This is a genomic window from Achromobacter xylosoxidans (genome assembly GCF_001457475.1).
GTDB lineage: Bacteria > Pseudomonadota > Gammaproteobacteria > Burkholderiales > Burkholderiaceae_B > Achromobacter > Achromobacter xylosoxidans.
In genome coordinates this window covers 4937158-4963629 of sequence record NZ_LN831029.1, presented here as the reverse complement: position 1 = coordinate 4963629, position 26472 = coordinate 4937158, and the positions used below count along the sequence as shown (strand labels likewise).

At 68.5% G+C, this 26472-nt stretch carries 30 protein-coding genes; 12 read left to right on the top strand and 18 right to left on the bottom strand.

Annotated features, from left to right (window positions below; translation table 11 throughout):
• Positions 1-47 precede the first annotated feature (47 nt).
• A complete protein-coding gene (locus tag AT699_RS22270) occupies positions 48-602 on the bottom strand; it encodes a fimbrial protein (RefSeq protein ID WP_024069896.1) in 555 nt (184 codons plus the stop codon).
• 498 nt (positions 603-1100) lie between these two features.
• Positions 1101-1898 carry a sulfite exporter TauE/SafE family protein gene (locus AT699_RS22265; RefSeq protein ID WP_020928936.1) on the bottom strand — a complete coding sequence of 266 codons (798 nt, stop codon included), beginning with the start codon at positions 1896-1898 and terminating at the stop codon, positions 1101-1103.
• Positions 1899-1964: 66 nt separating this feature from the next.
• Between AT699_RS22265 and AT699_RS22260 the strand changes: the two genes are divergently transcribed.
• Together AT699_RS22260 and AT699_RS22255 are read left to right on the top strand one after the other, a co-directional pair.
• Positions 1965-2630, top strand: coding sequence for a response regulator (locus AT699_RS22260; RefSeq protein WP_020928935.1), 666 nt, complete (start codon positions 1965-1967; stop codon positions 2628-2630).
• Entirely contained in the window at positions 2627-3910 is a 1284-nt protein-coding gene (locus AT699_RS22255) for a sensor histidine kinase (RefSeq protein WP_024069895.1), read from the top strand. Before AT699_RS22260 ends, AT699_RS22255 begins: the two co-directional genes overlap by 4 nt.
• On the opposite strand, the gene AT699_RS22250 is transcribed toward AT699_RS22255, so the two are convergent.
• The 6 genes from AT699_RS22250 to AT699_RS31990 form a co-directional block, all read right to left on the bottom strand.
• Positions 3846-4481, bottom strand: a complete 636-nt coding sequence (locus tag AT699_RS22250) for an IbrB-like domain-containing protein (RefSeq protein ID WP_058207454.1) — start codon at positions 4479-4481, stop codon at positions 3846-3848. The genes AT699_RS22255 and AT699_RS22250 overlap by 65 nt on opposite strands.
• Positions 4366-4914: an N-acetyltransferase gene (locus AT699_RS31185; protein WP_024069894.1), complete on the bottom strand. Its 549-nt coding sequence runs from the start codon at positions 4912-4914 to the stop codon at positions 4366-4368. Before AT699_RS31185 ends, AT699_RS22250 begins: the two co-directional genes overlap by 116 nt.
• Entirely contained in the window at positions 4911-6134 is a 1224-nt protein-coding gene (locus tag AT699_RS22245; RefSeq protein ID WP_024069893.1) for a phosphoadenosine phosphosulfate reductase, read from the bottom strand. The genes AT699_RS31185 and AT699_RS22245 overlap by 4 nt, the downstream gene beginning before the upstream one ends.
• Before the next feature lie 239 nt (positions 6135-6373).
• On the bottom strand, positions 6374-6745 hold the full coding sequence (locus tag AT699_RS22240) for a tRNA-binding protein (RefSeq protein WP_024069892.1): 372 nt from the start codon (positions 6743-6745) through the stop codon (positions 6374-6376).
• A 58-nt stretch (positions 6746-6803) separates the two neighbouring features.
• Positions 6804-8432 (bottom strand): PQQ-binding-like beta-propeller repeat protein, encoded by a 1629-nt coding sequence (locus AT699_RS22235; RefSeq protein ID WP_024069891.1) that lies wholly within the window; start codon positions 8430-8432, stop codon positions 6804-6806.
• 181 nt (positions 8433-8613) lie between these two features.
• Positions 8614-8784 carry a hypothetical protein gene (locus tag AT699_RS31990; protein ID WP_162838314.1) on the bottom strand — a complete coding sequence of 57 codons (171 nt, stop codon included), beginning with the start codon at positions 8782-8784 and terminating at the stop codon, positions 8614-8616.
• Between the two features lie 479 nt (positions 8785-9263).
• Here AT699_RS31990 and AT699_RS22230 point away from each other — a divergent pair, with 479 nt between their 5' ends.
• The 3 genes from AT699_RS22230 to AT699_RS22220 all read left to right on the top strand — a co-directional run bounded on the left by AT699_RS22230 (position 9264) and on the right by AT699_RS22220 (position 10729).
• A complete protein-coding gene (locus AT699_RS22230; RefSeq protein WP_006386486.1) occupies positions 9264-9458 on the top strand; it encodes a hypothetical protein in 195 nt (64 codons plus the stop codon).
• Between the two features lie 29 nt (positions 9459-9487).
• Positions 9488-9973 (top strand): GNAT family N-acetyltransferase, encoded by a 486-nt coding sequence (locus AT699_RS22225; protein WP_058207630.1) that lies wholly within the window; start codon positions 9488-9490, stop codon positions 9971-9973.
• A 123-nt stretch (positions 9974-10096) separates the two neighbouring features.
• Positions 10097-10729 (top strand): FMN-binding negative transcriptional regulator, encoded by a 633-nt coding sequence (locus AT699_RS22220; protein ID WP_026384422.1) that lies wholly within the window; start codon positions 10097-10099, stop codon positions 10727-10729.
• On the opposite strand, the gene AT699_RS22215 is transcribed toward AT699_RS22220, so the two are convergent.
• Positions 10689-11969, bottom strand: coding sequence for an MFS transporter (locus AT699_RS22215; RefSeq protein WP_024069888.1), 1281 nt, complete (start codon positions 11967-11969; stop codon positions 10689-10691). The two genes, AT699_RS22220 and AT699_RS22215, sit on opposite strands and share 41 nt — an antisense overlap.
• 87 nt (positions 11970-12056) lie before the next feature.
• Between AT699_RS22215 and AT699_RS22210 the strand changes: the two genes are divergently transcribed.
• The 3 genes from AT699_RS22210 to AT699_RS22200 all read left to right on the top strand — a co-directional run bounded on the left by AT699_RS22210 (position 12057) and on the right by AT699_RS22200 (position 14050).
• Complete coding sequence (locus AT699_RS22210; protein ID WP_006386490.1) at positions 12057-12797, top strand: ArsR/SmtB family transcription factor; 741 nt, start codon at positions 12057-12059, stop codon at positions 12795-12797.
• Between the two features lie 104 nt (positions 12798-12901).
• Positions 12902-13552 (top strand): hypothetical protein, encoded by a 651-nt coding sequence (locus AT699_RS22205; RefSeq protein ID WP_006386491.1) that lies wholly within the window; start codon positions 12902-12904, stop codon positions 13550-13552.
• A 225-nt stretch (positions 13553-13777) separates the two neighbouring features.
• Entirely contained in the window at positions 13778-14050 is a 273-nt protein-coding gene (locus tag AT699_RS22200) for a hypothetical protein (RefSeq protein WP_006386492.1), read from the top strand.
• Between the two features lie 42 nt (positions 14051-14092).
• Here AT699_RS22200 and AT699_RS22195 read toward each other — a convergent pair whose 3' ends face one another.
• The 3 genes from AT699_RS22195 to ypfJ all read right to left on the bottom strand — a co-directional run bounded on the left by AT699_RS22195 (position 14093) and on the right by ypfJ (position 16428).
• Positions 14093-14860, bottom strand: coding sequence for a DUF1828 domain-containing protein (locus AT699_RS22195; protein WP_006386493.1), 768 nt, complete (start codon positions 14858-14860; stop codon positions 14093-14095).
• Complete coding sequence (locus AT699_RS22190) at positions 14857-15393, bottom strand: hypothetical protein (protein WP_006386494.1); 537 nt, start codon at positions 15391-15393, stop codon at positions 14857-14859. Before AT699_RS22190 ends, AT699_RS22195 begins: the two co-directional genes overlap by 4 nt.
• A gap of 180 nt (positions 15394-15573) precedes the next feature.
• A complete protein-coding gene (gene ypfJ, locus AT699_RS22185; RefSeq protein ID WP_006386495.1) occupies positions 15574-16428 on the bottom strand; it encodes a KPN_02809 family neutral zinc metallopeptidase in 855 nt (284 codons plus the stop codon).
• A gap of 89 nt (positions 16429-16517) precedes the next feature.
• Between ypfJ and AT699_RS22180 the strand changes: the two genes are divergently transcribed.
• The 4 genes from AT699_RS22180 (at position 16518) to bamC (ending at position 19988) form a co-directional block, all read left to right on the top strand.
• Positions 16518-17144, top strand: coding sequence for an L-threonylcarbamoyladenylate synthase (locus tag AT699_RS22180; protein WP_006386496.1), 627 nt, complete (start codon positions 16518-16520; stop codon positions 17142-17144).
• A gap of 61 nt (positions 17145-17205) precedes the next feature.
• Positions 17206-17853, top strand: a complete 648-nt coding sequence (locus tag AT699_RS22175) for a site-2 protease family protein (RefSeq protein ID WP_006386497.1) — start codon at positions 17206-17208, stop codon at positions 17851-17853.
• An 87-nt stretch (positions 17854-17940) separates the two neighbouring features.
• Positions 17941-18846, top strand: coding sequence for a 4-hydroxy-tetrahydrodipicolinate synthase (gene dapA, locus AT699_RS22170; RefSeq protein WP_006386498.1), 906 nt, complete (start codon positions 17941-17943; stop codon positions 18844-18846).
• Between the two features lie 17 nt (positions 18847-18863).
• Positions 18864-19988 carry an outer membrane protein assembly factor BamC gene (bamC, locus tag AT699_RS22165; RefSeq protein WP_006386499.1) on the top strand — a complete coding sequence of 375 codons (1125 nt, stop codon included), beginning with the start codon at positions 18864-18866 and terminating at the stop codon, positions 19986-19988.
• A gap of 203 nt (positions 19989-20191) precedes the next feature.
• Here the strand turns inward: bamC and AT699_RS31175 are convergent, their stop codons facing one another.
• The 6 genes from AT699_RS31175 to AT699_RS22140 form a co-directional block, all read right to left on the bottom strand.
• Entirely contained in the window at positions 20192-20419 is a 228-nt protein-coding gene (locus AT699_RS31175) for a hypothetical protein (protein ID WP_006386500.1), read from the bottom strand.
• Between the two features lie 217 nt (positions 20420-20636).
• Positions 20637-21830, bottom strand: a complete 1194-nt coding sequence (locus tag AT699_RS22155) for a ribosomal protein uL16 3-hydroxylase (RefSeq protein ID WP_024069887.1) — start codon at positions 21828-21830, stop codon at positions 20637-20639.
• Positions 21827-24481 carry a DNA mismatch repair protein MutS gene (gene mutS, locus AT699_RS22150; RefSeq protein WP_024069886.1) on the bottom strand — a complete coding sequence of 885 codons (2655 nt, stop codon included), beginning with the start codon at positions 24479-24481 and terminating at the stop codon, positions 21827-21829. The genes AT699_RS22155 and mutS overlap by 4 nt, the downstream gene beginning before the upstream one ends.
• 193 nt (positions 24482-24674) lie before the next feature.
• On the bottom strand, positions 24675-24896 hold the full coding sequence (locus tag AT699_RS31695; protein ID WP_131727059.1) for a hypothetical protein: 222 nt from the start codon (positions 24894-24896) through the stop codon (positions 24675-24677).
• Positions 24874-25650 (bottom strand): hypothetical protein, encoded by a 777-nt coding sequence (locus tag AT699_RS22145; protein WP_024069885.1) that lies wholly within the window; start codon positions 25648-25650, stop codon positions 24874-24876. Before AT699_RS22145 ends, AT699_RS31695 begins: the two co-directional genes overlap by 23 nt.
• A 175-nt stretch (positions 25651-25825) precedes the next feature.
• Entirely contained in the window at positions 25826-26452 is a 627-nt protein-coding gene (locus AT699_RS22140) for a pyridoxamine 5'-phosphate oxidase family protein (RefSeq protein ID WP_024069884.1), read from the bottom strand.
• Positions 26453-26472 lie beyond the last annotated feature (20 nt).

Genomic DNA, 26472 nt, shown 5'->3' with positions numbered 1-26472 from the left:
CCGGAGCGGCGGGGTTCGGGCGCGCGTAACGGCAGGGGGGCTGCCGTCTACTTGTAGTCAAGCATGTAGGTCACCTTGGCCGCGACCGAGCCGGCCGTGGCGGCGGTTGCGCCGGTATTGGCGATGCGGGCGAACAGGCTCAGCATGTTGCCGTTGCCCTGGTGCATCTGCGTTCCGGCGCTTCCCGTCGCGAAATTGACTGCCGTCGTGTTGTCGGCGTTCATCATCTGGATGGCGACGCCGGTGGCGTCACCGGTATTCGGGATCATGCCGGTCGTCGACGTCTGGCCGGGGAACGTGACGTTGACCTTCGACAGCTTCAAGGCCTTCGTCGTGGCGTCTTCCTCGAAGTTGCAGCCCGCCAGGTGGATCTCCACCGGCACCGGCGTGCCGAACTTACCGGTGCCGCTCAGGACCTTCTTGGAAATCTGACCCAGGTCGATGGCCAGGTTGGAGTCTGCGGCCGAGATGGAGCACGGCGCCTCGGTGACCGAACCGGTGAAGGTGATAGTGCCTTGGCCCATATCACCGGCGGCAAATGCCGCCACCGGGCCGAGCAGGGCGGCGGTGGCCGCGGTGGCGAGGAGCGTCTTCTTAAACATGGATAGTCCTTATGTGATATCCGTGGGGGATTGCCTGCGCTGAATGCCGCGCAGTGGTTGAAGAAATCGAAGAAACCGGGCGGAAAAATTATGGAGTTGGATGCGGTGCTTTTTTCCACGCATCCATGGCGGGATCTATAGCGTCCGCGGGGAAATGCGGGCCATGGATGTCAGCAATGCGCAACGCGCTGGACCGTGCCGCGATCACGAAAGCGCAAGGCGGCGCGCGCGGCCGTGAAAGCGATGGCGCCGGCTGTTGGCGCAAGGGTTGGGCGGGACGGCGGTGCGGCCGGGTTCGCCGGCGAGGCCGGTGGCGAGCCAATCAGGACCCGCCAGGCATGCGGATGGATATGAGAGGTTTTCGTCATGCAGGCCATCTTGCATGGCGTGCATTATCTGAGCGTTAACACGAATCAGAGACGAAGCCAGTGCCTATCGTGCGTGCGATAGGCACGGCGTGGCGCGATAAGGCCTGCGCGAAGTTGGAAGCGGACCCGCTCAGGCGCGCCAGGCCAGCACGCCCGCCACCACCACGCACACCGCGGCGAAGGCGCGTTGCAGCACGGCCTGCGGCACGCGCGGCGCCAGCGCGCGCCCGCCCGCCATGCCGGCGATGGCCGCGGCCACGAAGGCCCATTGCGCGGCCGACAGCGTCAGGCCATGCAGCAGCGCGGAGCTGACCGTGGCGGCCGACACCAGCGCGATGACCATGAGCGAGGTCGAGACGATGCTGATCATGCGCGCATCGCTGAAGTGCGTCAGCGCCGGCACGATGATGAAGCCGCCGCCCACGCCCAGCATGCCGGTGCAGATGCCGGACACGGCACCGATGCCGCCCAGCGTGGCGGCGGTCAGGCGATTCCAGACGAAGCGGCCGGTCTCGGGCGACAGGCGGCAGGCCTTGGGCGGCGCGTCGAGGGCGCCCGGTAGTGGCGCGCGACGTCGCGATTGCTGCACCATGCGCACCGCCACCAGCAGCATCACGCCCGCAAAAGTCAGACTAAGCCACTGTGCCGGCACCTGGCGCGCCAGCGACAATCCCAGGGGAGCGGTCAGTGCGCCCACCGCGGCCATCAGCATGGCGGCCTTGTAGCGCACCAGGCCCCGCATCAAACCCTGCAGGGCGCCGACCGCCGAAGCGATGCCCACCGCGATCAGCGCCACCGGCGCCGCCTGTGTCAGCGTCAGGCCCAGGCCGAACATCAGCGCGGGCACGGCCAGGATGCCGCCGCCAGCGCCCGTCAGGCCAAGGGAGACGCCAATGCATAGTCCCAGCAGGGTCGCGGTCATCATCATTAATTACTTTTGGAAATTAACTTATTACTTCTAATAAGTATAACGTGCCGGGACTGGGATACTGCGATGCGCATTTTGTTGGTCGAGGATGACGCGTCCATCGCGTCGGCGATTCAAGCCGGGCTGGGACTGCAAGGTTTCGTGGTCGATGCGGTGGGGAGCCTGCGGCAGGCCGACCTGGCGGTGCAAACGTCCCACGCCAGCGCTTGTGTGCTGGATCTCTGTCTGCCCGATGGCGACGGCGTGACGCTGCTGGCGAAGTGGCGCGCGCGGCGCCAGGACCTGCCGGTGCTGGTGCTGACCGCCAGGTCGGCAATTGCGCAGCGCGTCGCGGCGTTGCGCGCCGGCGCCGACGACTACGTCCTCAAGCCGTTCGACCTGGATGAACTGGCCGCGCGGTTGCAGGCGCTGATACGGCGCGCGGCCGGCCATAGCGCCGATCGCATCGACCACGGCCGCCTCACGTTGTACCTGTCGCGCGGCGAAGTCCTGCTGGACGGCGCCCGCGTCACGCTGCAGCGGCGCGAACTGGCCTTGCTCAAGACGCTGTTGCAGCATCCCGGGCAGATCCTCACCATGGACCAGTTGCGCGACAGCCTGTACGGCTTTGACGACCGGGTCGAGAGCAACGCCGTCAACGTGCATATCCACAAGCTGCGCCGCAAGCTCGGCGCCGGGCTGATCGAGACCGTGCGCGGCTGGGGCTATCGGCTGGGGATGCCGCCGCCATGAGCCTGCGCGTTCGCCTGATGCTGATCCTGGGCGCCGTCTGGCTGGTGGTCGGCGGCGCGGTGACGCTGTGGATGTTCGAACTTGCCAGCGCCGAGCTGGACGCGGCGCTGGACTCGCGGCTGGCGGCGTCGGCGGCCATGGTGGCGCGGCTGGTGACGCAGCCGTCGCGTCCGGCCACGGCGGATGGCGGCGACATGCTGGCGATCGTCGGCCCGCCGGCGGGCGACGCCCGCTGCGCGGCCGGGCCGGGCGACGACGCGGCGCAGGCGTGCGCGCCGGACGGACAGGCGCTTGCCGCCGCGCCGCTCGGCTACGGTTCGCTCATGCGGGCCGGTGCCGACTGGCGCACTTATGCCTTCGAGACCGACGACCTGCGCGTGGTCACCGCCGGTCGCGGCGACATCCGTGCCGCGCTGCATCGGCAGATCGCCTGGACGGCGCTGCTGCCCAGCGTGGCCGGGCTGCTGCTGGCCATGGCGCTGCTCTGGTTCGGGGTCGACCGCCCGTCAATTCCCCAGACGCTGGCGCGGCTGTCGCGGCGCATGGAGGAAATGCTGCGGCGTGAGCGGCATTTCTCGGATCATGCGGCGCACGAAATGCGCGCTCCGGTCACCGCCATCAAGGCGCATCTGCAGGTGCTGCAACGGTTGCCGCAGGCGCCCCATGATGCCGCCAGCCGCCAGGCCATTGCGCATGCGCTGCAGGGCACCGAGCGCCTGGAGCGCCTGATCGAACAGCTATTGGCGCTGGCGCGCGCCGATGGCGACGAGGCGGCCGGCGTTCCGGCCTGCGACGCGCTGGCGGTGCTGGCGCGGGTGGCCGGCCGCAAGCCCGCGCGGGTGCGCTGGCGCATGCCCGCCGGCCAGCCCTGGGTGGCGCTGCCCGATACCCTGCTGGATTGCGCCGTGCGCAACCTGGTGGACAACGCGCTCAAGTATTCGCCCGACGACAAACCGGTGGAGGTCGACGCCGGCATCGTCTCGGATTGGCTGGTGGTGACGGTGCGCGACCACGGTCCCGGCCTGACGCCGGCGCAGTGCGCGCAGGCGGCCGCGCCGTTCTGGCGCGGTCATCGCCAGGTCGAGGGCGCCGGCCTGGGGCTGTCGATCGTGGCGACCATCGCGGCGCGCCACGGCGGCATGCTGGAATTGACGCCGGCCGTCGGTGGCGGCTTGTGCGGCCGCCTCAGCCTGCCCCTGGTCAATCCCGTCCATGCTATTCCCATGACCTGGAATAGTGATGATCAAGGAACATCTCAGGCAGGCCGGACACCTGCTTGAAGCGCAGGATCTCGTCGGGGTCCATGCCGAGCTGGCGGGCGATGTCGGCATCGTTCCAGCCCGCCCTGACCAGCCGCACGACGATGTCGGTCATGGGCATGACGCCATGCACGCCGCGGGCGCGGTTGTGGCGGATGGTCGCGGCGATGCGGTCGGCCGTGGCATCGCGCCCGGCCCGGATGGCGACGACGGGCAGGTAGCCATGCAGCCGCTGCCGGATGGGCCCCTTCTTCTTGCCGACCCGCTGGCGGTGGAAACCGTCGACCACCACGTAGCCATCCTGCCCGTCCGGATGCGCCACGATGGGCTGGGTGTAGCCGTCGGCGTCGATCGACAACTCCAGCAGCCGCATCTCCGGCGGCGCGACGGTGTTGGGGTTGTAGTCGTTGGCCTGGACCTGTTCGCCGGGCACCCACAGCACGCAATCGACCGGCTCGGCGGCAAAAGGGCTGTGCTCATGCAGGCATTGGCGGATCTGGTTGATGGCTTCGATCCGCTCGCGCAGCGGCAGGCTCCGCAGTTCGTTGAACAGGAGCCGGGCCCGGCTCGTCAGGTTCGCTGCGTGTGGCATGCGTGTTCCTTTTCAAGGTGGCCCAGTTGCCACGGGTGAGATGGACCTGGAAGCCGTAAGGCTGCAGGAGCGCGGCGCAGTCCCATGGCACGCGCAACACGCATGGCTGGTTCAGCGCGTCGATGTACTCCAGCACCCGCTGCCGCAGCGCCCGGAACAGGCCGAGCTGGCGCGCCTCGGGGCGCACGTAGCCGTCGCGGATGCGGACCTCGCCGCTCAGGAGTTCGATGCTGATGAAACCCAGCACGCGCTTGCTGGCGTGTCTTCGGACGATGAACCAGAGATAGCGCGGGCCGTCGCTGAGGGGGTAGCCGCCGCAGTCGCGCCTGACGTTGGCGCTGGCGAAGAAGCGGCCCATCGGGGCGAAGAAGGCCGGCTCGTCGTCGTACGAGCGCAGTTGTTCGAATGCGTAGTGCTTCAGGGGATGGGTCATGGGACGGCGCGGGGCTTGGCGGGAAGCAGGGTGTCGATATCGCGCCGGGCGGGGCCGAACGACAGGGAGCGCGCCATGTCCTGCTTGAGCAGCGACAGGCCGATGCGCCGCCATGACGGTTGCGCCTTGCGGTTCTCGAGATCGGGAACGCCCGCGTCCGGCCACATCGAAAGGGGATGGCCGCGTTGCTCCCACCACTGGATGAAGACATCGATGCGCCGCGCGTAGACCTGGCGCAACGCGGCCGGCATGCTGTCGAGCAGGAACTGGCAGTATTGGCGCCAGGTGCTGAAGGTGGGGGGCAGGCCCAGGCCGCCGCGGTAGCCGAGAAAGCGCTGGCGGCAATAGCGGGCCGCGTAGTTGGCGCCTTCGACGCGCCTGACCGTGCGGAACCAGGTGGCGGGTTCGAGCTTGTGGAACAGGTCCAGGCCCTTGCGCTGGTCGTCGCCGTAGGGCTGGCAGATGCGCATCTGCGAAAACGCCACGCCCGCCCGCAGCATCTGGTCGTAGAGGCGGTTGTAGGCGTGGCCGTGCTCGCCGGTGTAGCGCCACAGGTCTTCGAATTTCCAGTCGTAGATCGGAAAGAAGGTGACGCCGCCGTCGCCGGATTTGTCGCTGGTGCTCCAGGGCAGCGGCTTGTGCGCGCCGGGGGGCGTCCAGGCGCATTTCTTGGTGCGGCGCTTGACCGCGAGGTAGCGGTTGAGCGATTCGTCGGAACGGATGCCGACCAGGAACGCGGTGGACGCGTCGCGCGCCAGCCAACGGTTGAATTCGGGCACGAATTCCTCGAACTCCATGCGGTGGCGATAGAACGGGAATCGGGCGGGGTCGCTGATGACCGAGGGATGGCTCGGCAGGGGGCGGATCCAGTCGGCCTCGCGGCCCGGTTCCCAGGCGCACCAGTAGGGTTCGCGCAGGCTGGACGCGTTGCGCAGGTTGATCGGCAGGCAGACCCACCACGGCTGGACGTCGGGCCGGTCGAACATTTCGGTGACGTGCGCGATGGTGGCCTGGTATTGCCCTTCGAGGTCGATGAACACGGCGTGCACCGGGCCGCGCTTCATTTCGCGGGCGACCTCCAGCGCCAGGTGCAGCGTGACGGAACTGTCCTTGCCGCCGGAGAAGGCCACGCACACGCGTTCGAAGTGCTGGAACACCAGCCGCAGGCGCGCCTTGGCGGCATCGTGGACGTTGAGATCGCGGTAGTGCTTCACCGCCATTGTGCTGTTACCTATTCGCTTCATCCCGAGAGTCGGCGCGCGGCTGGAACCGCGGCGCGACGATGTGGCCGGCCAGGGAAAATTTATGCGAATCGGCCGCCGTAAGCCTTTGAGAATAGCGTGAAGGGCAGGCGCGGACAGGGTCAATATGTCCGACATTCACGCGACCCTCGGCGGGCATTTGCCGCGATCAGGCCGGCAGGCAGGGCTTCGGAGAGCGGTAGCTTGTGCGGGTGCGGTCAGGTGAGCCGGGCGCCATTGGGGACATCGAGCTCGGGCGTCACCAGCACGGTGTCGCCGGCGTCGTCGGCCAGGCCCAGCACCAGGACTTCGGAGCGCACCGGACCGACCTGGCGCGGCGGGAAGTTGACGACGCCCAGCACCCGTTTGCCGGGCAGCTGGTCCAGCGCGTAGCGGCCGGTGATCTGCGCCGAGCTTTTCCGCACGCCGACGCCAGCGCCGAAGTCGATGGTCAATTTATAGGCCGGCTTGCGCGCTTCGGGAAACGCGTCGGCGGCGACGATGGTGCCGACACGGATGTCGACTTGCATGAAGTCGTCGAAGCTGATGGTGGCGGCGGGCGGGGTGTTCGGGTCTTGGGTGTAGTGCATGGCTTGGCGTGACGAAGGGAATGGAACGGGGCCGGCCCGAAGGCCGGCGACAGGCCCATCATGCCAGATCGAGGTTGCCGTCCGCGCCGGTCCTGGCGGGCAGGTCGGCCAGCCTGGCCAGCGCGATGCGGCCGTCCAGCGTGCCGATCGCGAGGATGCCGTCGCGCGCCGCCATGGCGTAGATCACCGTGGCGATGCCGTCCAGGCGGACCTTGGCCGACAGACGCAGGTCGCCGGTGCGGGCGTCGATCAGCATCAGGCTGCCGTCGAGGAAGGCCGCCGTCACCAGGCCGTCGGCCAGCACGATGGCGCTGGCCGACGCCGGCGTGGCATGGCGCCAGCGTTCCTGGCCGCGCGCCAGGCTCTTGCGGTAGATGAAGCCGCGGTAGGCGCCGTCGACCGTGGGCGAATAGTGCTTGCCGGCGATGACGACGCCCGCGCCGAGGGCGTCGTCGACGTAGGCGCCGCGGCATTCCATGGCATGGCTGGCCGGCGTGCGATCGGGCTTGAGCACGGGCCAGAGCCGTTCGATGCGGCCGTCAGGGTGGACGATGCACAGGTACTTGCCCTCGTGCGAGCCGGGCGGGGTGCCTTGCAGCGCGAACAGGCAGGGGGCGCCGTTGATGCCGATGTAGTGGTTGAAGCAATCGTAATGGCCGACGTCCAGCCGCTGTTCGCGGGCCAGCGCCGGATCCAGCAGGATGTCGGCGGCGCCGCGCGCGCGACTGCCGACGCGGTCTTGGCGGCCCAGCAGGCGGCCATCGGCGTCGACCGAGAATGTGTATGCGCCGCCGGCGTAGTCGCGCGCCGCCGCCAGTTGCCCGTCGCGCAGCACGTACAGGCGGGAATCGCGCCGGAAAATGTCGGCCGGATCGGGGGGCGCCAGCGCGTGCACCGTGACCGCCGCCGCGGGCAGGATTTCGCTGCCGCGGCCGCCGCCTTCGTGGCGCGACAGCAGCTCGCCGTTGCGGTCATAGCGGTCCAGCAGGCAGGCGTCGTGGGTGGCGCCAAGGGTATCGGCGTCGAGCCAGGCGAGGTCCCAGATCGCGCCGCGCAGGCCCAGGTCGGGCAGGCCGGACCAGTCGGCCAGGCGCGTGACCGCAAGGCCATCGTCCGGCGGCGTGGCGTCGACCATGGCGGTGGTTTCGTCGAGGTCGAGCGCGGCGGGTTCGCCGGCGCGCCAGGCCGCGTCGGAATCATCGATCCGTATCCGCAGCAGCGTATCCGCGGCCGGCGCGGCGCGGTCGTCGTCCTCGTCCCAGGATTCATCCCATGGACGGACCCAGGCTTCGAGCTGCCCGGCATCGTCCAGGTAGCGGCAACGGACCACTTCCGGGACATGCAGGCAGGGACGGCGGCTGCGGCCGTCGGCCCAGTTCCAGATGACGAGGTCGCCTTCGAACAGATAGCCGCCATCGTAGCTGCCCGCGCCGATCGCAATCGCGGGCCGGGTGGGATGGAAGGCGACGTCGTTGACCGGCAGGCGCAGCGCGTCGAAGGTGGCGAACGGCGCGGCCTCGCCGCGGCGGTACAGGCCGACACGGTAGCGCAGGGTGGCGCCGCCATAGACGGCGCGCGCGCGCGGATTGATCAACAGCGGAAAGGCCGAGGCCACCGCCGCGAGCTCGCCGTCGGGACTGAAGAACACGGCGGTGATCTTGCCGGCGCCGCGCAGCGCCGGATTCATGAACGGGTTCACGATGGGCGGGGGCCGCGCGCGCCGATGCGTGGCGCGGCCGGACGTTTGGGGCCGCGCATGCCCGCGCCGGGGCGGCGGCAGGGCGGGACGATGGCGGGCGCGGGCATGGCGGATGCTGACGGCGTCAAGGGTGTGTCACATCAAGGGGGCGCGTCACGTCAAGGGCGTGTCACGATTTGGCCGCGCCGGCCGTGGCCGCGGGTTTCTTGGCGCGAGGCTTGGCCGTGGTGGACGGCTTGCCCGCGGGGGGCGCGTCGAATTCCTGTTTGTTCCGTTCGCCCCGCGGGGTGTTTTCCGGGTGGGGTTTGGGGAACGCCCAGGGTTTGGTTTTCTGATCCATTGCTTGTACTCCTTGCACAGGCCGAACAGTAGCATTAGCCGTGCCAGCGAGTAAGTGAGGGTTGACGTCAATATTCATCGCTTCGTGAGAGAGGACGCGGCAAGCGCGGATGGCCGGGAAAGGCGGCCACGTGGCGGGCTGGCTGACATACGACCGCGGCGGCGGCGCCGCGTTCACTCATGGGAGGCGTTTTATCCGGTATCGAATCGGGCCGCGCGATCGTTCGCGGGCGGGGTGGGTGGCGTGCATGGCCCCTGCGGGCCGCGGCCGGGTGGCCGCGCGGCCGCGATTTCGCGGGGCTGTCCGGCGTTGCCATCGTGCGCGGACGGTCCGGATGCGCGAATTTTACCGTGTCGCCGCGCTCGGCCAAATGCAGCCATCCCGCCACGCATCGGACTCATCCATTTGCGTCGCTGAATGAATCACCGCAGCCAGCGCCAGCGGGGCTACGATCGGGGTGTGCACATAGGGAGGGAGCTATGGACACGACCAAGGAATGGTACGCCGCCGTCAAGGAATGGCAGCGCGCGCGCGACGAATTGACCGCCGCCGTCGCCGCCATCAAATGGCCCGATCCGACGTCGGCCTGTCTGGCCACATACGACCGCGCCTACGCGCATGAGACCGCGGCGCGCGAGCGCATGAACCAGGCCTACGAGCGCGTCCGACGATGACGGGCGGCGCGGTTGCTACACTGCCGCGCATGACGCAAACCCCGAACACCCTGACGATCCGGCTGGCGCGCCCCGACGATGCGGCGGCGCTGGAAGACATATTGACCGCGACCTACGAAGGCACCTGGCGACCGCAGATGACGCCCGAGAAATATCGGTATTTCCTGGACAGCGGCAAGATCCCGCGCTATGTCGCCGAACGCGGCGCGCGCTTTTACGTGTGCGAAGCCGAAGGCCGGGTGGCGGGCATGGTGGACTGGGAAAAGAACTTCATCTGGGCGCTGCACGTGCATCCGGCGATGCAGCGGCGTGGCGTGGGCGCGGCGCTGCTGGCGCTGGCCGAGGACGGCATGCGCCGCGCCGGTTTCGGCCAGGCGCGGCTGGAAACCGATACCTTCAACATGCAGAGCCGCGCGTTCTACGGCAAGCAGGGCTATGCCGAGATCGACACCTATCCCGACGAGGAATGGGACAGCGGTTTCACCACGGTGCTGCTGGTGAAGGCGCTGGCCTGACACGGACGGCGCGGCGGAGGGCGGCGCCACGTTGTGGCCCCATGAATTGATGGCTGGATGGCTCTGGCAATGGGGCCAGGGCGGCGCTATGGTGTGTTTTTCCTCCAGCCAGCCATTGCCGCCATGTATCTGCCGTCCGCCTTCCGCGAAGACTCGCTCGATATCCAGCACGACTTCATCCGCGCCCATCCCCTGGGGGTGCTGGCCACCAGCGGGGACGGCGGGCTGATGGCCAACCACATTCCCTGTCTGCTGTATCCCGAAGGGCCGCGGGGCGTGCTGCGCCTGCACATGGCGCGGGCCAATCCGCAGTGGCGGGAGCTGGCCGACGGCGCCGAGTGCCTGGTGGTGTTCCACGGCGCCCAGGCCTATGTCACGCCGTCCTGGTACGCCACCAAGGCCGAGACCCACAAGGTGGTGCCGACCTGGAACTTCGTGGCCGTGCACGTGTGGGGCACGCCGCGGATCCATGACGATCCGGCCTGGGTGCGCGCGCAGATCGGCGCCTTGACCGACGCGCAGGAAAAGGCGCGGGCCCAGCCCTGGCGCGTCGAGGATGCGCCCGACGATTTCATCGCCGCGCAGATGCGGGCGATCGTCGGCGTGGAAATCGCCATCACGCGCATCGAGGGCAAATGGAAGGTCAGCCAGAACCGCAACGCCGCCGACCGCCAAGGGGTGGCGCAGGGGCTGGCCGACGAGCAGGGCGACGCCGTCATGGCCGGCCTGGTGGCGCGTCGCGGCGGGCTGGACTGAGTCCGCGCCGCCAGGCCGCGCCGCGGCCCCATGCCAGGCAGGCGATCGCGGCGGCTTGCAGGCAGGCCGCCACCGCCAGGAATGCGAACATCGATTGGCCGTCCTGGCCGGCCATGGCGCGCAGCACGCCGAACACCGCCGGCGCAAACGCATAGGCGCCTTGCGACACGGCGACGATCAGCGGCACCACGCGCAAGGCGTCCTCGCGGCCGAATTCGCTCTGCGCGATCAATGGCGGCAGCGACGTGGCGTTGCCGATGCCGGCGCCGAACAGCAGCACGCCGGCCCACACCGCCCAGGCGTGGTCCGCCGCCAGCATCAGGACCAGCGAGCCGAGGATCTGCGCGCCATACGATACGCAGGCGACCTTGCGGCGGTCGGCGGACGGCGGCATCAGCCAGCCCACCAGGCTGCGCCCGGCGATGGCGCTTGCCGTGGCCAGGCCCATGGCGATGCCGGCGGTCTGCGCGCCCAGCAGTGGCGCCAGCAATGACAGCAGGTGGGCGATCAGGCCGATCTGCGCGAACAGGCCCAGCGCCATGCCGGCGCCCAGCGACAGGAAGGCGCGATCGCGCCACAGGCGCGGCACCGGCGCCAGCGTGGCGGCCGCGGCCGGTGACTGCGGGTCGGGCGCCACGCCGTCCGGGTGCTGGCCCAACTGGCGCGGCGTGACGGCGAATACCTTGCGCGCCAGGATCGCGATCACGATGACCATCGTCGCGCCGATCCACCAGGCCGCCTGCGCGAAACCGTAGCCGGAAATCAGGAAGACCCACAGCGGCGAAAACACGATGCCGCCCACGCTGGCGCCGTTGTAGGCCATGCCGAGCGCGGCCGGGCGCCGTTTGACGAACCAGGGCGCGATCAGCGCATTGACCGCCGCCGCGCCCAGCGTCACCCAGCCCATGCCGGAGAACAGCGCGGCCGCGTACAGCTGCCACGGCGCCGCCGCGCGCGCCCAGCCCGACACGCCCAGCGCCAGCGCAACGGCGCCCGCCAGGGTCACCGCCGGCACGCCCCAGCGCCGGTACAGGCGCGGCAGATTGGCCACGATCAGCGTGCCGCACAGGAAGTGCAGGCTGACCGCGGCCGAGACCAGCGCCACGCTCCAGCCGGTGCGCTGCACCACGGCGTGCAGGAAGACCGGCGGACCGTAGAAGCCCACGCCCCAGCCGAAGACGGCCAGCACGAAGGTGGCGTAGAGAACTTTCCAGCCGAAGAAAACCGGGGTGTCGCGCATGGCGGTGGCCGGCGGCGCCGGCTGTCTTGTTGGGATGACTCGCAGTATGCTTGTGCCTGTACACAACACTTTGGCCGGGACCGAATCATGGAATCCGAGTTCGCCGATATCAATCTGTCCGCCGTCGCGGGCGCCATCGCCGATCCGGCGCGGGCGCGCATGCTGTGCGTGCTGCTGGATGGCCGCGCCCGCACCGCCACGGAACTGGCCGCGGCCGCGGATATCGGCGCGTCCACGGCCAGCAGCCATTTCCAGCGCCTGCGCGAGCAGGGCCTGGTGGAGCAGGCGGCGCAGGGCAAGCACCGCTATTACCGGCTGGCCAATGCCGAAGTGGCGCGCGCGCTGGAAGCGTTGCTGGTGGTGGCGGGCGCCGAGCGCGCGCCATTCAAGCCCAACACGCCATCGGCGCTGCGCGAGGCCCGCACCTGTTATGACCACATGGCGGGCACGCTGGCCGTGCGCGTCCATGATGCGATGCTGGCGCGCCAATGGCTGGCGGCCGATGGCCGCGACTATGTGTTGACGCCGCTGGGCGAGGCCTCGCTGGCACAGGTCGGGGTGGATGTGGCGCAGGCGCGCCAGCGCCGCCGCCGCTTTGCCTGCCCCTGCCTGGATTGGAGCGAGCGCCGCTCGCACCTGGGCGGCGCGCTCGGCGCCGCGCTGCTGGAGGCGTTGTTGCGGCGCGGCTGGGTCGACAAGGACCTGGACTCGCGCGCCTTGTCGGTCACGCGCAAAGGCGCGCGCCAGTTCCCGGCGTTTTTCGGCATGCCCGGGGAGGCGGCCGCCGACGCGGTGGACTGGAACCTGACGGGCGGCCACGCCGCCTAGGACCATTTCGAGGCGGATTTTCATCGCGCCCCCGCGGACCGGCAGGTCGCGGGCGGGCGCACATCTTTTTTTCATCGGGCATTTGCCCTGTACAGGAGGTGGCCTTGCCTACGCTGGCCCTGCACGCTTTCCGCCGCGCCTTGCCTATCGCGACGGAACTGCGCATCGACGTCAATCACGCTCCGCGCGAAGTGGAGACCGAACTCGATGCCATCCACGACCGCATGAATCGTCCTTCGGACCGCTTGCATGGATTGCCGGAGGTTCAAACCGACATCCCTGGCATGGTGCTTCGCTACCGCGAGGCCGATGGCGAGTATTACGTGTATGTGGTGGACGCGCGGCGCGGCCGGCTGGCGGGCTACACGGTGTTCAACCGGCTGATCGAAGTGGGGCGGCGCGCCGATCCCTACGTGCGCGCGCCGCATTCGAAGTACGCCGCGCCCTACCAGGGCATGGGGCTGGCCACCGCGGTCTATCGCTGGGCCCTGGACGCGGGGCTGTGCATCATGAGCGGGGCGCGCCAGTCGGTCGGCGCGCATCGCCTGTGGCTGGGGCTTGCTCGCGATTATCCGCTGGGCTATGCCGACCTGCGGCGCAAGCGGCTGACCTACCTGGGGCCGGCGGTGACGCCGCAGGTGCTGGGCGATCTGCACACCCGCATGTTCCTGCTGGGCCGGGGCTGGACCTTGCCCGACTACCTGCGGGCCACGGGCATGCAGCCCCCCGATAGTGCGCTTTCGCAACAGCTTTAGGGAAATCCCCGGGACGGATCGACGCGGCCCCGGCCGGGCGCGGGTCGCGTCCGGCTGTCAGCCGCGTCCTGCCTGCCTGTCGGCGTGGCGGGCAGGCCGCCAGGGAAACGGGGACGCAATTAGCGCGGTGCAACAATGTTTCTATCGGATGCCTGGGTTACAAAACTTATCCGAACTGTCATGAACAGGCGCGGTATGCTGGGTCGCAGATAGAGGGCATCCGAAGTGCATCAGAACAACTTGATCTACAAGGGATACCGGCTGACGGCCAAGGTGTCCCGGGGCGCGGGCGATGAAGTCCAAGCGTTGCCGAGCGGCCCCGTTTTCATCGCATCGGTCATGGTGGTCCAGGCTGGCGCCGTGCTGGAAGGTGGCGACGAATATCCCGTGCCACGCTTTGCCGAAGGTGGTTTTGTCTTCAGTCCGCGCGAAGCGGTGCATGCCGCCATCCTGCACGGCCGCGAAATCGTCGACGGCCTGACCAACATGCCATCCTGACGCCGCCGGCCGGCGCTGATGGGGCGCGGTCCGCGGCGGCGGCTATTCCGCGGCGAACACCGCCCGCCAGTCGCGGGTCTTGGCCAGCGTCAGCACGCTGGCCGACTGTTCCAGGATGGTCACGGCTTTCCTGAGTTCCTCGGCCGACGCGCCATCCTCCAGGATCACCATGCGCGAGTTGCGCGCATCGGCCATTTTCACGTCCGACATCTTGCCGTGGGTCTGGTAGACCTGCGTCCAATCCATTTTCTTGCCCGCCTTGAGCGCGATCGGTTCGATGTAGGTCAGCGCGGTGCTGCCCGCGGCGCGCACGGCGAAGGCGAAGTCGGCGGTATGGCCGCTGCTGCCCTTGGCGCGCGCGCCCTTGACCATGCGATTGGGGCCGACCCCGGCCGCCAGCGCCCGGCCGACCTGGGCGCGAAAGCGCAGCTGGCTGAAACGCGGCATCCACTTGGCGCACTGGAACGACAGCGCCATGGCCAGCTTGACCGCGTCCCACAGCGCTTCCTGCAACTGCTCGTTGGGGCCGCTGGCGACGATGGCGCCCGACTTGTCGAAGTGCGCCAGGCTCACGCCCGGCGTTTCGTTGAGGATGTCGATCCGCTTGGGCGCCAGTTCGATGCCGTAGCTGGAGGCATGCATCGCGGTTTCACAGGCGTCGGTGAGATAGAACGACGTGTCGTCCGGATGGGCGATGAAGAACGCCGCGTGCTGGCCGTCCAGGCCCAGCGTCATCGGCGAGATCGCGCGGATGGCGTGCTCGCCCGCCGGCAGGACGGTCCAGCCGGAGGCTTCCAGGAAATTGCTCATAGGATCAGTTCGATTTGTCGGCCTTTGAGGGGATGCGCGAAACCGCCGGTCAGGGTCAGGTTGGCCCTCGGCAGGAAGTACTGCATCAGCTCGGCGATCGTGTGCAGGGCGGGCACGATGGGTTCGGCGTAGCCTTCGCCTTCGTCCACCCAGATGTGTTCGTGGCTGCGGTCCGCCAGCGGCTTGCGGTATTGCGGCCGGCCTTCGCCCACCAGGCTGGTGTGGAAGGAGTCGTCGGTGTCGACGCCGAGGACGCGGTGCGGGCCGACGAACAGGCTGGCGCAGAACGCCTCGGCCAGGAAAATGGTGGCCTGGCCGTGCACGTCGGTGCGGGCGCCGCGGTAGGTGGCGCGGAAGATCACGTCGTCGCGCACTTCACCCTTGATGCGGCAAGGGCTGGCGAACTCCATCCACTGGATGCTGGTGGCGGCCGGCTTGGGGATCCAGGTGATCGGCTTGACGGTTTCCTTGGGCTCCGCGAGGATTTCTTGCACCTCATCAGCGGTGATTAACGGTTCGAACTTGTTGGCCATGGAACGGATCTGGTGTCTGGAAATGCGCCGCCGGGCCGCCCAGCGGGAAAAGCCCCCTTGCGGGAGCTCTGGCCCGCGCTTGGTCTGCGCGGGGGCGTAATCTTACAAGATGAAGACGCCCTCGGTCCGCGCGCTGTATGGATATACAGGCGCAATGGCGTCGCGGCCGGCACGCCGGGGCTACAGCGAGCTGGCGGCGAAGGTATCACATTGCTTGAGCTCGCCGCCTTCCAGGCCGCGCTTGAACCAGCGCACCCGCTGGGCCGACGAGCCGTGGGTGAAGGCGTCCGGCACCACGTAGCCCTGGCTCTGCTTTTGCAGCCGGTCGTCGCCGATGGCGGTGGCCGCGGCCAGCGCTTCCTCGACGTCGCCGCCCTCGAGGATGTTGCGGGCGGCGTTGGCGCGTTGCGCCCACAGGCCGGCGAAGCAGTCGGCCTGCAGTTCCATGCGCACGGACAGCGCATTGGCCTGCGACGGGTTGCGGCGGCGCAGGTTGTCGACCTGGTCGGAGATGCCCAGCAGGTGTTGCACGTGGTGGCCGACCTCGTGCGCGATGACGTAGGCCTGGGCGAAATCGCCGGGCGCCTTGAAGCGGTTCTGCAATTCGTCGAAGAACGCCAGGTCGATGTAGACCTTGCTGTCGCCCGGGCAGTAGAACGGCCCCATCGCCGCCTGGCCGGTGCCACAGGCCGTGGGCGTGGCGCCACGGAACAGCACCAGCTTGGGCGGCACGTACTGGCGGTTCAGGTCCTTCTGGAAGATGGCGCTCCAGGTGTCCTCGGTTTCGCCCAGCACCTTGGCGACGAAGCGTGCCTGCGGGTCGTTGGCGGGCGGCCGGGCGGCCGGCCCCTGTTGCTGCTGCGCCGGCGGGCCTTCGGCCATCTGCAGCACCACGCTGGGATCGACGCCGAAATACATGGCCACCAGGGCCAGCACGATGGTGCCGATGCCGATGGTGCCTCGGCCGCCGATACGCGGGCCGCTGGCGCGGCGGTCTTCCACGTTGTCGCTTTCGCGGGAATCGTCCAGGCGCATACTGTGTCTCCGGGCGGGCCGGCATGGCCGCCATGTGTTGCCGTGGCCGCCCATGGTGAAGCGGCCTTCAAGAGTGTTAGGATAAACCCATGGCTCTCCATTTAGATATCCACCCCGCGAATCCCCAACCGCGCCTGCTCAAGCAGGCCGCCCAATGGCTGAACGACGGGGGCCTGGTGGCGGTGCCCACCGATTCCAGCTACGCGGTGGTCGCGCGCCTGGACGACAAGAACGCGGCCGACGGCCTGCGCCGCCTGCGCGGCCTGGACGAGCGCCATCACCTCACGCTGCTTTGCCGCGACCTGGCCGAGATCGGCCACTTCGCGCGCGTCGACAACCGCCAGTACCGGCTGCTCAAGGCCGCTACGCCCGGCCCCTGGACCTTCATCCTGGAAGCCACCAAGGAAGTGCCGCGGCGCGTCTCGCACCCGTCGCGCAAGACCATCGGCATCCGCGTGCCGGATCACGCCGTGATGCTCGGCCTGCTCGAACAGATGGGCGCGCCGCTGCTGTCCACCACCCTCATCCCGAAGGACGAGACCGAAGCGTTGAACGACGCCGAGGACATCCGCGAGCGCTACGCCCACGAGCTGGCCGCCATCATCGACGCCGGCGCGTGCCCGCATTCGCCGACCACCGTGATCGACCTGACCGGCGCCGAGCCGGTGGTGGTGCGCGTGGGACGCGGCGACCCGGCCACGCTGGGCCTGGCCTGAAGTCACCGCCGCGCATGGCCCCCCGGCGCGGCCACGCGGGTCCTCTACAATCCGGTTCGCCATGAACGAGATCATCCAAACCATCGCGGTCTACGCGATACCGGTCATTTTCGCCATCACCCTGCACGAGGCCGCGCATGGTTATGTCGCGCGCATGTTCGGCGATCCGACGGCGTACCAGGCCGGCCGCGTCAGCCTGAACCCGGCGCGCCACATCGATCCGATCGGCACGCTGCTGGTGCCGGTGGTGATCCTGCTGACCTCCAAGCTGCTGGGCAGCCCGGGCATGCTGTTCGGCTGGGCCAAGCCGGTGCCGGTGGATTTCGGCCGCCTGCGCCGTCCCAAGAAAGACATGCTGTGGGTGGCGCTGGCCGGACCCGCCGCCAATCTGCTGATGGCCATCCTGTGGGTGTTTTCGCTGCGCCTGTTCCTGGAATCGGGCATGCAGGAGAGCTTCTGGTTCGAGATGGCGATGGCCGGCGTGCAGGTCAACCTGGTGCTGATGGCGCTGAACCTGCTGCCGATTCCGCCGCTGGATGGGGGACGCATCCTTTTCAGCCTGCTGCCCAACCGCCTGGCCTGGCAATACTCGAAAATCGAGCCGTATGGGCTGGTGATCGTGGTGGTGCTGCTGGTGACCGACGTGCTCTGGATATTGATGCGTCCGGTATTGGCTTTGGGAACGACGATCGTTCAGTGGTTCCTCTAGGATTTTGGCCAATATCCGTTAAACTCAGCGGTTTCACTGATTCTGGCCCTGGGGCATCCCGCCGTGGGGCTTTGGAGCCCCTCATTTATGGCATCCCCTGCAACCGCCGCAGGCGTTAATTTCCAGGGCAGCATGGTGGCCCTCGTCACCCCGATGCAGCCCGACGGCAGCCTGGACTACGCTGCCTACCGGTCGTTGATCGATTGGCATATCCAGGAAGGAACCGATGCGCTGGTGGTGGTGGGCACCACCGGGGAATCGCCGACGGTTTCCATGGAAGAACACGCGGAACTGATCCGCGTGGCGGTCGAGCATGCGGCGGGCCGCATCCCGGTCATTGCCGGCGTGGGCGCCAACTCCACCGACGAAGCCATCCACCTCACGCGCCACGCCAAGGCGGTGGGCGCGCAGGCCGGCCTGTCGGTGGTGCCGTACTACAACAAGCCCTCGCAGGAAGGCCTGTACCGCCACTTCCGCGCCATCGCCGAAGCCGTGGACCTGCCGACCATCCTGTACAACGTGCCGGGCCGCACCGTGGCCGACATGAGCAACGAAACGGTGCTGCGCCTGGCGCAGGTGCCGGGCATCATCGGCATCAAGGACGCCACCGGCGACATCGCCCGCGGCGGCCTGCTGTTGCGCGAGGCACCGGCCAGCTTCCAGGTGTTCAGTGGCGATGATCCCACCGCCGCCGCCCTGATCCTGCTGGGCGCGCGCGGCAACATTTCGGTGACCGCCAACGTCGCGCCCAAGCTGATGCGCGACCTCTGTGCCGCCGCCCTGGCGGGCAATGTGCCGAAGGTGCGTGAACTTAATGCGCACCTGGCCCGTCTGAACAAGGCTTTGTTCGTTGAAGCCAATCCTATTCCCGTCAAGTGGGCGCTGGCCGAAATGGGCCGCACCGCACTGGGCTACCGGTTGCCGCTGGTGGAACTGGGCGCACCGCACCACGAAACGGTGCGTCGCGCGCTCCAGGAAACGGGCCTGCTCTAAATATCGTGAGGATACGTATGAACAAGCGTCATGCCGGTCTGTCGGCATTGATGTCTCTGGTGTTGTTGGCCGGCTGCAGCGAGGTCAACCAATTCCTGGGCAATGAAGAGTCCGTCAACTACAAGAGCGCCGTCACGCAACGTGGCGAGCCGCTCAGCATCCCGCCCGACCTGACCCAGGCCGCCAGCGATCCGCGCTACCGCGCGCCGGCGTCGGGCTCGACCACCTACTCGCAATTCCAGCAGCAGGGCCAGGCCCAGGCCAACGCGCCCAAGGCCAGCAACGTGCTGCCCAACCGCCAGGACATGCGCGTCGAACGCGACGGCGACCTGCGCTGGCTGGTGGTCGACCGCGCGCCCGAGGACGTGTTCCCGCGCCTGGTCGACTTCTGGACCGAAAACGGCTTCACCGTCGCCAGCAACAATCCGGCCGCCGGCCTGATCGAGACCGACTGGGCGGAAAACCGCGCCAAGATCCCGGAAAGCTGGCTGCGCCAGGCCCTGGGCGCGGTGCTGGAATCGGCCTGGGACAGCGGCGAGCGCGAGAAATTCCGCACCCGCGTCGAACGCGTCAACGGCCACACCGAGATCTACGTCAGCCACCGCCAGATGCTGGAAAAGCGCGTTGGCAACGACGGCTCCCAGGTGCAATGGCAGAATGGCAAGGAAGACCCGGGCCTGAACGCCGCCATGCTGGCGCGCATGATGGTCTACCTGGGCACCGACGTCGACAACGCCCGCAAGCTGGTGCAGCAGGCCGAGGCCGCGCCGCAGAAGCCCGCGGTGCAGCAGGACGTCCGCACCCAGGGCGCCGCCCTGATCGTCAGCGAGTCGTTCGACCGGGCCTGGCGCCGTGTCGGCGTGGCGCTGGATGGCGGCGGTTTCTCGGTCGAGGACCGCGACCGTTCCGCTGGCGACTACTACGTGCGCTACGTCGACACCGACACCGGCGAGAAGATCGACCAGCCGGGCTTCTTCAGCCGCATGTTCTCGGGCGACAAGAAGGCCGAGGCGCCGCAGTACCGCATCCATCTGGTCGGCAGCGGCGAACAGACCACCGTCACGGTGCTGGATGCCAAGGGCGAACGCGACAACAGCGCCACCGCCCAGCGCCTGCTGAGCGTGCTGAAAGACAAGATGTGATCCACATCCCCGGCGAGCGCCACGGCGCTCGTATGGACCCGGAAAAGGCCCCTTGCGGGCCTTTTTCTTTGTGCGCGGGGCTGGCGCTCATCGGCCGCAGGACAAAGGGCATGGCCGTGGCGCGGCGGCTGCGCGCAAACAAAAACCCCGGCGCGAGGCCGGGGTTTTTGTTTGCCGTGATCAGCGCGGGGGTTGTTCGCTGATCAGGAAGCGGGCGTGGTCGAGCCGCCAGGGGTGGTCGAGCCACCGCCGGGCGTGGTGCCAGGGGTGGGGGCCGGGGCCGGCGAGGTGGCCGGCGGCGTGCTCGAGGGCGCCGGGGTGCTGGCGCCCGGCGTGGGGTTGTTCGCGGGCGCCGGGGCATCTTCCTTCTTGTTGCACGCGCTGAGCGACACCGCCAGCACCGAGGCAATAATCAAGGTTTTGCTCATCATTTTTAGACTCCTGTAGATGACGACTCTTGAAACCCCGTCAGGGGAAACCAGAATCCAGGCTACAGGAAGCCGTAAGCGATGCGAGTGTGAAAGTTAAAAAGGTCGCATCCCAACGGCAACAAACCTTTCCGGGCGGTGTGTTGTCTTGCTTTATGTGACCCTGCGCACAGACCTCATTGCGTTCTGTGCAAGATGGATACGCGCAGGTGTCTGGATACTACGAGGCGACGTAATGCAGCCAGCCGGAGTCGAGCCAGTCCGCCAGGCATGCGCGGGCCTCGTCGGACAGGCGCGCGCAGGCCGGATCGGCGCAGTCCAGGCTGCGCGCATCGGCCAGCTTGCAGAGCGCAGGCGCGGCCGGCGTCATGGCGGTCTCGCCGTTGATGAAGAGCTGTTTGCCGCGATAGAGCATGCGGCTGCGGCGATCCAGCACCAGCCTGCCGCTGGCGGGCCAGTCTTCTTCCAGGTCCACGTCCAGCCCCTCGGGGCCGTCGAACACGCTGAGGTTGCTGGGCTCGGTCAGCCAGCAGCCCAGGAAGCGCGAGGCCAGCGCGTCGTCGAAACGCAGCTTGCTGACGGTTTCCAGCGTGGCCGCGACCAGCGCGTCCGGCACCTGCGCCGGCGTGGCGACGGCGGCCTGGGCCGGGTCGCGGTACACGGCCGACAGCCTGGGGCCAGGCAACGCCGGCTCGCCATAGGGACCGCCCAGCAGCCCGACGCGCGCCATCACCTGGTCGGCGGCGGCTTCGAGCAGGCCGCGCGCCAGCGTGGCTTGCGTGGGGGCCCGGAAACCGATGGAGATGGTCATGCAGCCGTCGCCCGCGGCGATGCCGTCGTGCGCGGCCTGCGGCGGCAGGTAGAGCATGTCGCCGGGCGCCAGCAGCGCTTGTTCCTCGGGCTGGAAATGGCTGAGGATCTTGAGCGGCAGGCCGGGTTCGAGCGACAGGTCCTTCTGACGCCCGTAGCGCCATTCGCGCTCGCCGGCCGCTTGCAGCAGGAATACGTCATAGCTGTCGAAGTGCGGACCGACGCCGCCGCCATGGCTGGCGATGCTGATCATCACGTCGTCCAGGCGCGCGTCCGGGATGAAGCGGAACTGCTGCATCAGCTCGGCCGCGGCGTCGCTGTGCAGGTCGACGCTTTGCACCAGCAGGGTCCAGTCGCCTTCGTTGTCCTTGGGCAGGCGGGCGAAGGGGCCGTTTTCCATCTGCCATTCGCCGTTCTCGCGCCAGATCAGGCGCGATTCGACGTCGTCGCGGCGCGCCAGCTTCTTGATCGCGGCGATGGTGACCGGCGGCTTGAAATCCGGGATGGCCTGGCGGATCAGCAGCGGCTTCTTCTGCCAGTAGCGGCGCATGAAGTCGTTGGGGCTCTGGTTGCCCAGCAGCGGCAGGGGATGGTCGAGGTTCATTGCAGGTGCTTCTTCAGGCGGTAGAGGGCGTCCAGCGCTTCGCGCGGGGTCAGGCTGTCGGGGTCGATGCCGGCGAGTTCCTCGCGCAGCGTGTCCAGCGCCTCGATGGCGTCGGCGCGATCGGCTTCGGCATAGGCCTGCGCGTCGGCGTCGGCCGCGGCCGAGAACAGGCCGAGCTGCGGCGTGGGCGCGCCCTGCGCCTCGAGCCGTTCGAGTTCGCGGGTGGCCTGGCGGATCACGGCGGCGGGCACGCCGGCGCGCTGCGCCACCTGGATCCCGTAGCTGCGGCTGGCCGGGCCTTCGCGCACTTCGTGCAGGAACACGATGCCGCCGGCCGATTCGGCCGCGGCCAGGTGCACGTTGGCCGAAGCGGGTTGTTCGGCCGGCAGGCGCGTCAGTTCGAAATAGTGGGTGGCGAACAGCGTCAGGGCGCGGTTGTGCGCCAGCAGGCGGCAGGCGATGGCCCAGGCCAGCGCCAGGCCGTCGTAGGTGGAGGTGCCGCGGCCGATCTCGTCCATCAGCACCAGGCTGTTGGGCGTGCTGGCCGCGAGAATGGCGGCGGCTTCGGTCATCTCCATCATGAAGGTCGAGCGTCCGCCCGCCAGGTCGTCGGCGGCGCCGATGCGGGTGAAGATGCGGTCGATGCGGCCGATGCGGGCGCGCGCCGCCGGCACGAAGCTGCCGATGCGCGCCAGCAGCACGATCAACGCCACCTGCCGCATGTAGGTCGATTTACCGCCCATGTTGGGGCCGGTGATGAGCAGCATGCGGCGCGCCGGATCGAGGCGGCAGCCGTTGGGCGTGAAGCGCTCGATGGCCTGTTCGACCACGGGATGGCGGCCGGCGTCGATATCGATGTCGGCCTGCTCGGACAATTCGGGGGCGATCCAGTCGTGCCGCCGCGCGTGTTCGGCCAATGCCGCCAGGGTGTCCAGTTCGGCCAGCGCGCCGGCGCAATCGGACAGCGGGCGCACGTGTTCGGCCAGCACGTCCAGCAGCTGCTCGAACAGCCACTTTTCGCGCGCCAGCGAGCGGTCCTGCGCCGACAGCACCTTGTCTTCCCAGGTCTTGAGTTCCGGGGTGATGTAGCGTTCGGCGTTCTTGAGCGTCTGCCGGCGGCGGTAGTCTTCCGGCACCTTGGCGGTCTGGCCCTTGGTGACCTCGATGTAGAAGCCGTGCACGCGGTTGAATTCGACGCGCAGGTTGCTGATGCCGGTGCGCTCGCGTTCGCGCGCTTCCAGTTGCACCAGGAAGTCGCCGCCGTCGGCGGCCAGGGCGCGCAGTTCGTCCAGTTCGGCGTCAAAGCCGGTGGCCAGCACGCCGCCGTCGCGGATCGCCACGGCCGGCTCGGCGGCGATGGCGCGCACCAGCAGGGCGGCCAGCGCCGGGTCCACCGACAGGTGCGAGACCAAGTCGTTCAGCCGCGGCGATGCGGCCATCGGCGCGACCAGGTCGCGCAGCGCCGGCAAGGCTTGCAGGGCGTCGCGCAGGCTGGCCAGTTCGCGCGGGCGCACCGAGCGCAGCGCCAGCCGCGCGGCGATGCGTTCGATGTCGGGGAAGGCGTTGAGCGCGCCGCGCAGTGTTTCCAGCAGGCCGGCCGAGCCGAAGGTCTGTTCGACGTCCATGCGGCCGGCCAGCAGCGTCGAGATGGCCTGCTGGCGGGCCTGGGCCGGGGCGTTGTCGCGCAGCGGATGGTGCAGCCAGCGGCGCAGCAGGCGGCTGCCCATCGGCGTGCGGCAGCCGTCCAGCAGCGAGAACAGCGTGGGCGAATCCTCGCCCGACAGCGTCTGCGTCAGCTCCAGGTTGCGGCGCGTGACCGGATCGAGCAGCACGAACTGGCCGGGCCGCTCGGCCGACAGGCTCTGCACGTGCGCCAGCGCCTGCGACTGGGTGCGGGCGGCGTAGCGCAGCAGCGCGCCGGCGGCGCAGATGCCGGCCGGCATGTCTTCGATATCGAAGCCGGCCAGCGTGTCGGTCTTGAAATGCGCGAGCAGGTGCGCGCGGGCGCCGTCGCTTTCGAAGTGCCAGTCCGGCACGCGCGAACGGGCGCCTTCGAACGGAAAGTCGAATTCGGCGCTGTCGGCGCAGACGATTTCGGCCGGGGCGATGCGGTGCAGTTCGGATTCGAGCTGCGCCGGCGCGCATTCGGTGACGCGGAAGTCGCCGCTGGCCAGGTTCAGCCATGCGAGACCGGCGCGCGGCGCGCGCGCATTGCCGGTGACGAACACCGCGGCCAGCGCGCGGTCGGCCTTGGCCGGCAGCAGCGCGTCGTCGGTCAGCGTGCCGGGGGTGACGATGCGCACGATGCGGCGCTCGACCGGGCCCTTGGAGGCAGCGGGATCGCCGATCTGCTCGCAGATGGCGACGGACTCGCCCATCGCCACCAGCCGCGCCAGGTACTGCTCCATCGCGTGCACCGGCAGCCCGGCCATGGGGATGGGCGTGCCGTTGGACGAGCCGCGCTTGGTCAGCGTCAGGTTGAGCAGGCGCGCGCCGCGTTCCGCGTCTTCATAGAACATTTCATAGAAGTCACCCATGCGATAGAACAGCAGCAATGGGCCGGCCTCCACCTTCAGGCGGAGGTATTGCTGCATCATGGGGGTGTGGCCGGCGTGGGCCTCGGCGGCGGTGGTCTGTGTTGCGGAATTCATGCCCGTGATTGTATCGGGCCGGGGCGGGGTGGGGGAGCGGGCGCCGGAGGCTTTTACGACGGTGCCTGGCGGGTCGGCCTGGCGTGGGGAGCGTCAGGGCAGAAAGGGCAGCAGGACGATGCCATGGACCAGGATGAAGATGCCGAAGAGGCTCATGGGCGGCAGGGGGCGGCTTGCAGGAGGGCGCCGCCTATCATTGCTCGCCTTTCATTCGTCCATTGCGGCTTGAACGGTCTGGGACTTCGGCGATCTCCGGATACCGTCGTCCGTGGGTGGGCTGCCGCGCGGCGGCCTCGATCTGGGCCCAGGTCTGCGCGTCGGTCGGCTCAACGCCCTCAAGCGACAAGGAGATGGCGAGGCTTGGCGCCTGCTGCGTGCAGGAGAAAGCGGTTTTACGCGAATGGACGGTGCTCATCGGAGCCTCCGTTGAAGACCTTACGAACGTAGCGTAGCAGCTTTCCCCACGATGTGCTGTGAGGCGCCAGGTCGAACAGCATCATGCGCTGGGTGCCGTGGGCATCCCACCAGGCCGGGTCCCTGGCCAAGATTTTCTGGATTGTCTGGCAGCCCTGCAAATATGGCGCGGCGGCCAGCTCATCGGAGGCGATGTCGGCGTCGAAGCCGAATTTTGGCCAGATCCGGTAGCCGACGTAGCGTTTCCTGGCGCCCGGGCCACCGGCCGCGACCAGCGAGATATGCGACAGCCCGGCCAGATGCGCGGTAATTGCTGACAGCGCGAAGGCGATGGTGCCAAGACCCGGTGGCGCGTGGTGCGCCAGGCATATGCAGTCGATGTGCATGTTCTTGACGATAAGCGTGCTGTCGTGTTTGTCGCGTGCGCGGTAGAGTCCCAGTCTGTTCTTGTTCGGGCTTTGGATGATGCCGTTGTTGATGATGGAGAAGTACAGCCCCGCCGGGGCATCGTGAAGGGGCTTGCGGGCGAACTGCGCGTGGACCCGGCTTCCGTTGAAAACGGTGAACAGGTGGGCGAACTCGAGTGTCGAGATCATCCGATCCATGCCGTGGATGAGTTCGCCCGGTACAAGGGTCCTGCCGTCCAGCCGTATGCCGCGGCCGCTCAAATGAGCGATGCCGATCGGATGGCGCAACAGCGCCACATGCAGTGATCGCAGATGCGATCGATAAAAGTCTGTAGGTTCGAGCGGCACGCCGAAGATCCGTCCATCGATGAGGTCGCGGGGCCTTGGCGGGCACCCGTTAACGCATGGATGTCAGGGTATCGGGTTGATGGTGACGGCACACGTCGCGGTGTGATGTTTGCAGCATCATCGGGATGCGCAGCGGCATCCCGGGCGGCGTTCCGCTCGATTCAGCGGCAGAGACTCAATACAACGTGCTGGCCACGCGCGCCGGCAGGTCGCGGTCGTAGGCCGCGCCGTCGAAGGTGCCGGCGCTCAGGTCGGAGAGCATGCGGCCGACGCTGGGCAGCGCCGTGCGCGGGATCTGGGTGGCGGGGTCCCACAGCCGCGAGCGCAGCAGGGCGCGCGAGCACTGGAAGTAGACGGTCTGCACGTCGACGATCAGGACCGAGCGCGGCTGCTTGCCGTCCATCTCGAAGCGTTGCAGCAGCGCCGGGTCGACGCTGATGCGCGCGCTGCCGTTCACGCGCAGCGTCTCGTTGACGCCGGGAACCAGGAACAGCAGCGCCACGCGCGGTTCGGCCAGGATGTTGCGCAGGCTGTCGATGCGGTTATTGCCGCGCCGGTCCGGCAGCAGCAAGGTCTTTTCATCCTCGACCACGACGAAACCGGCGGGATCGCCGCGCGGCGACACATCCAGGCCGTCGGGGCCCGAGGTGGCCAGCGCCACAAAGGGCGCGGCCTCGATGAAGGCGCGGTAGTGCGGATGGACGTGGTCCACTTCCTTCTTGAGCGAAGCTTCGCCCGGTTCGCCATACAGGGCTTGCAGGGCGGTGGCGTCGGTGACGAGGTGGGTGGTGTCCAAGGGCATGGCGAAGGCTCGGGGAAAGG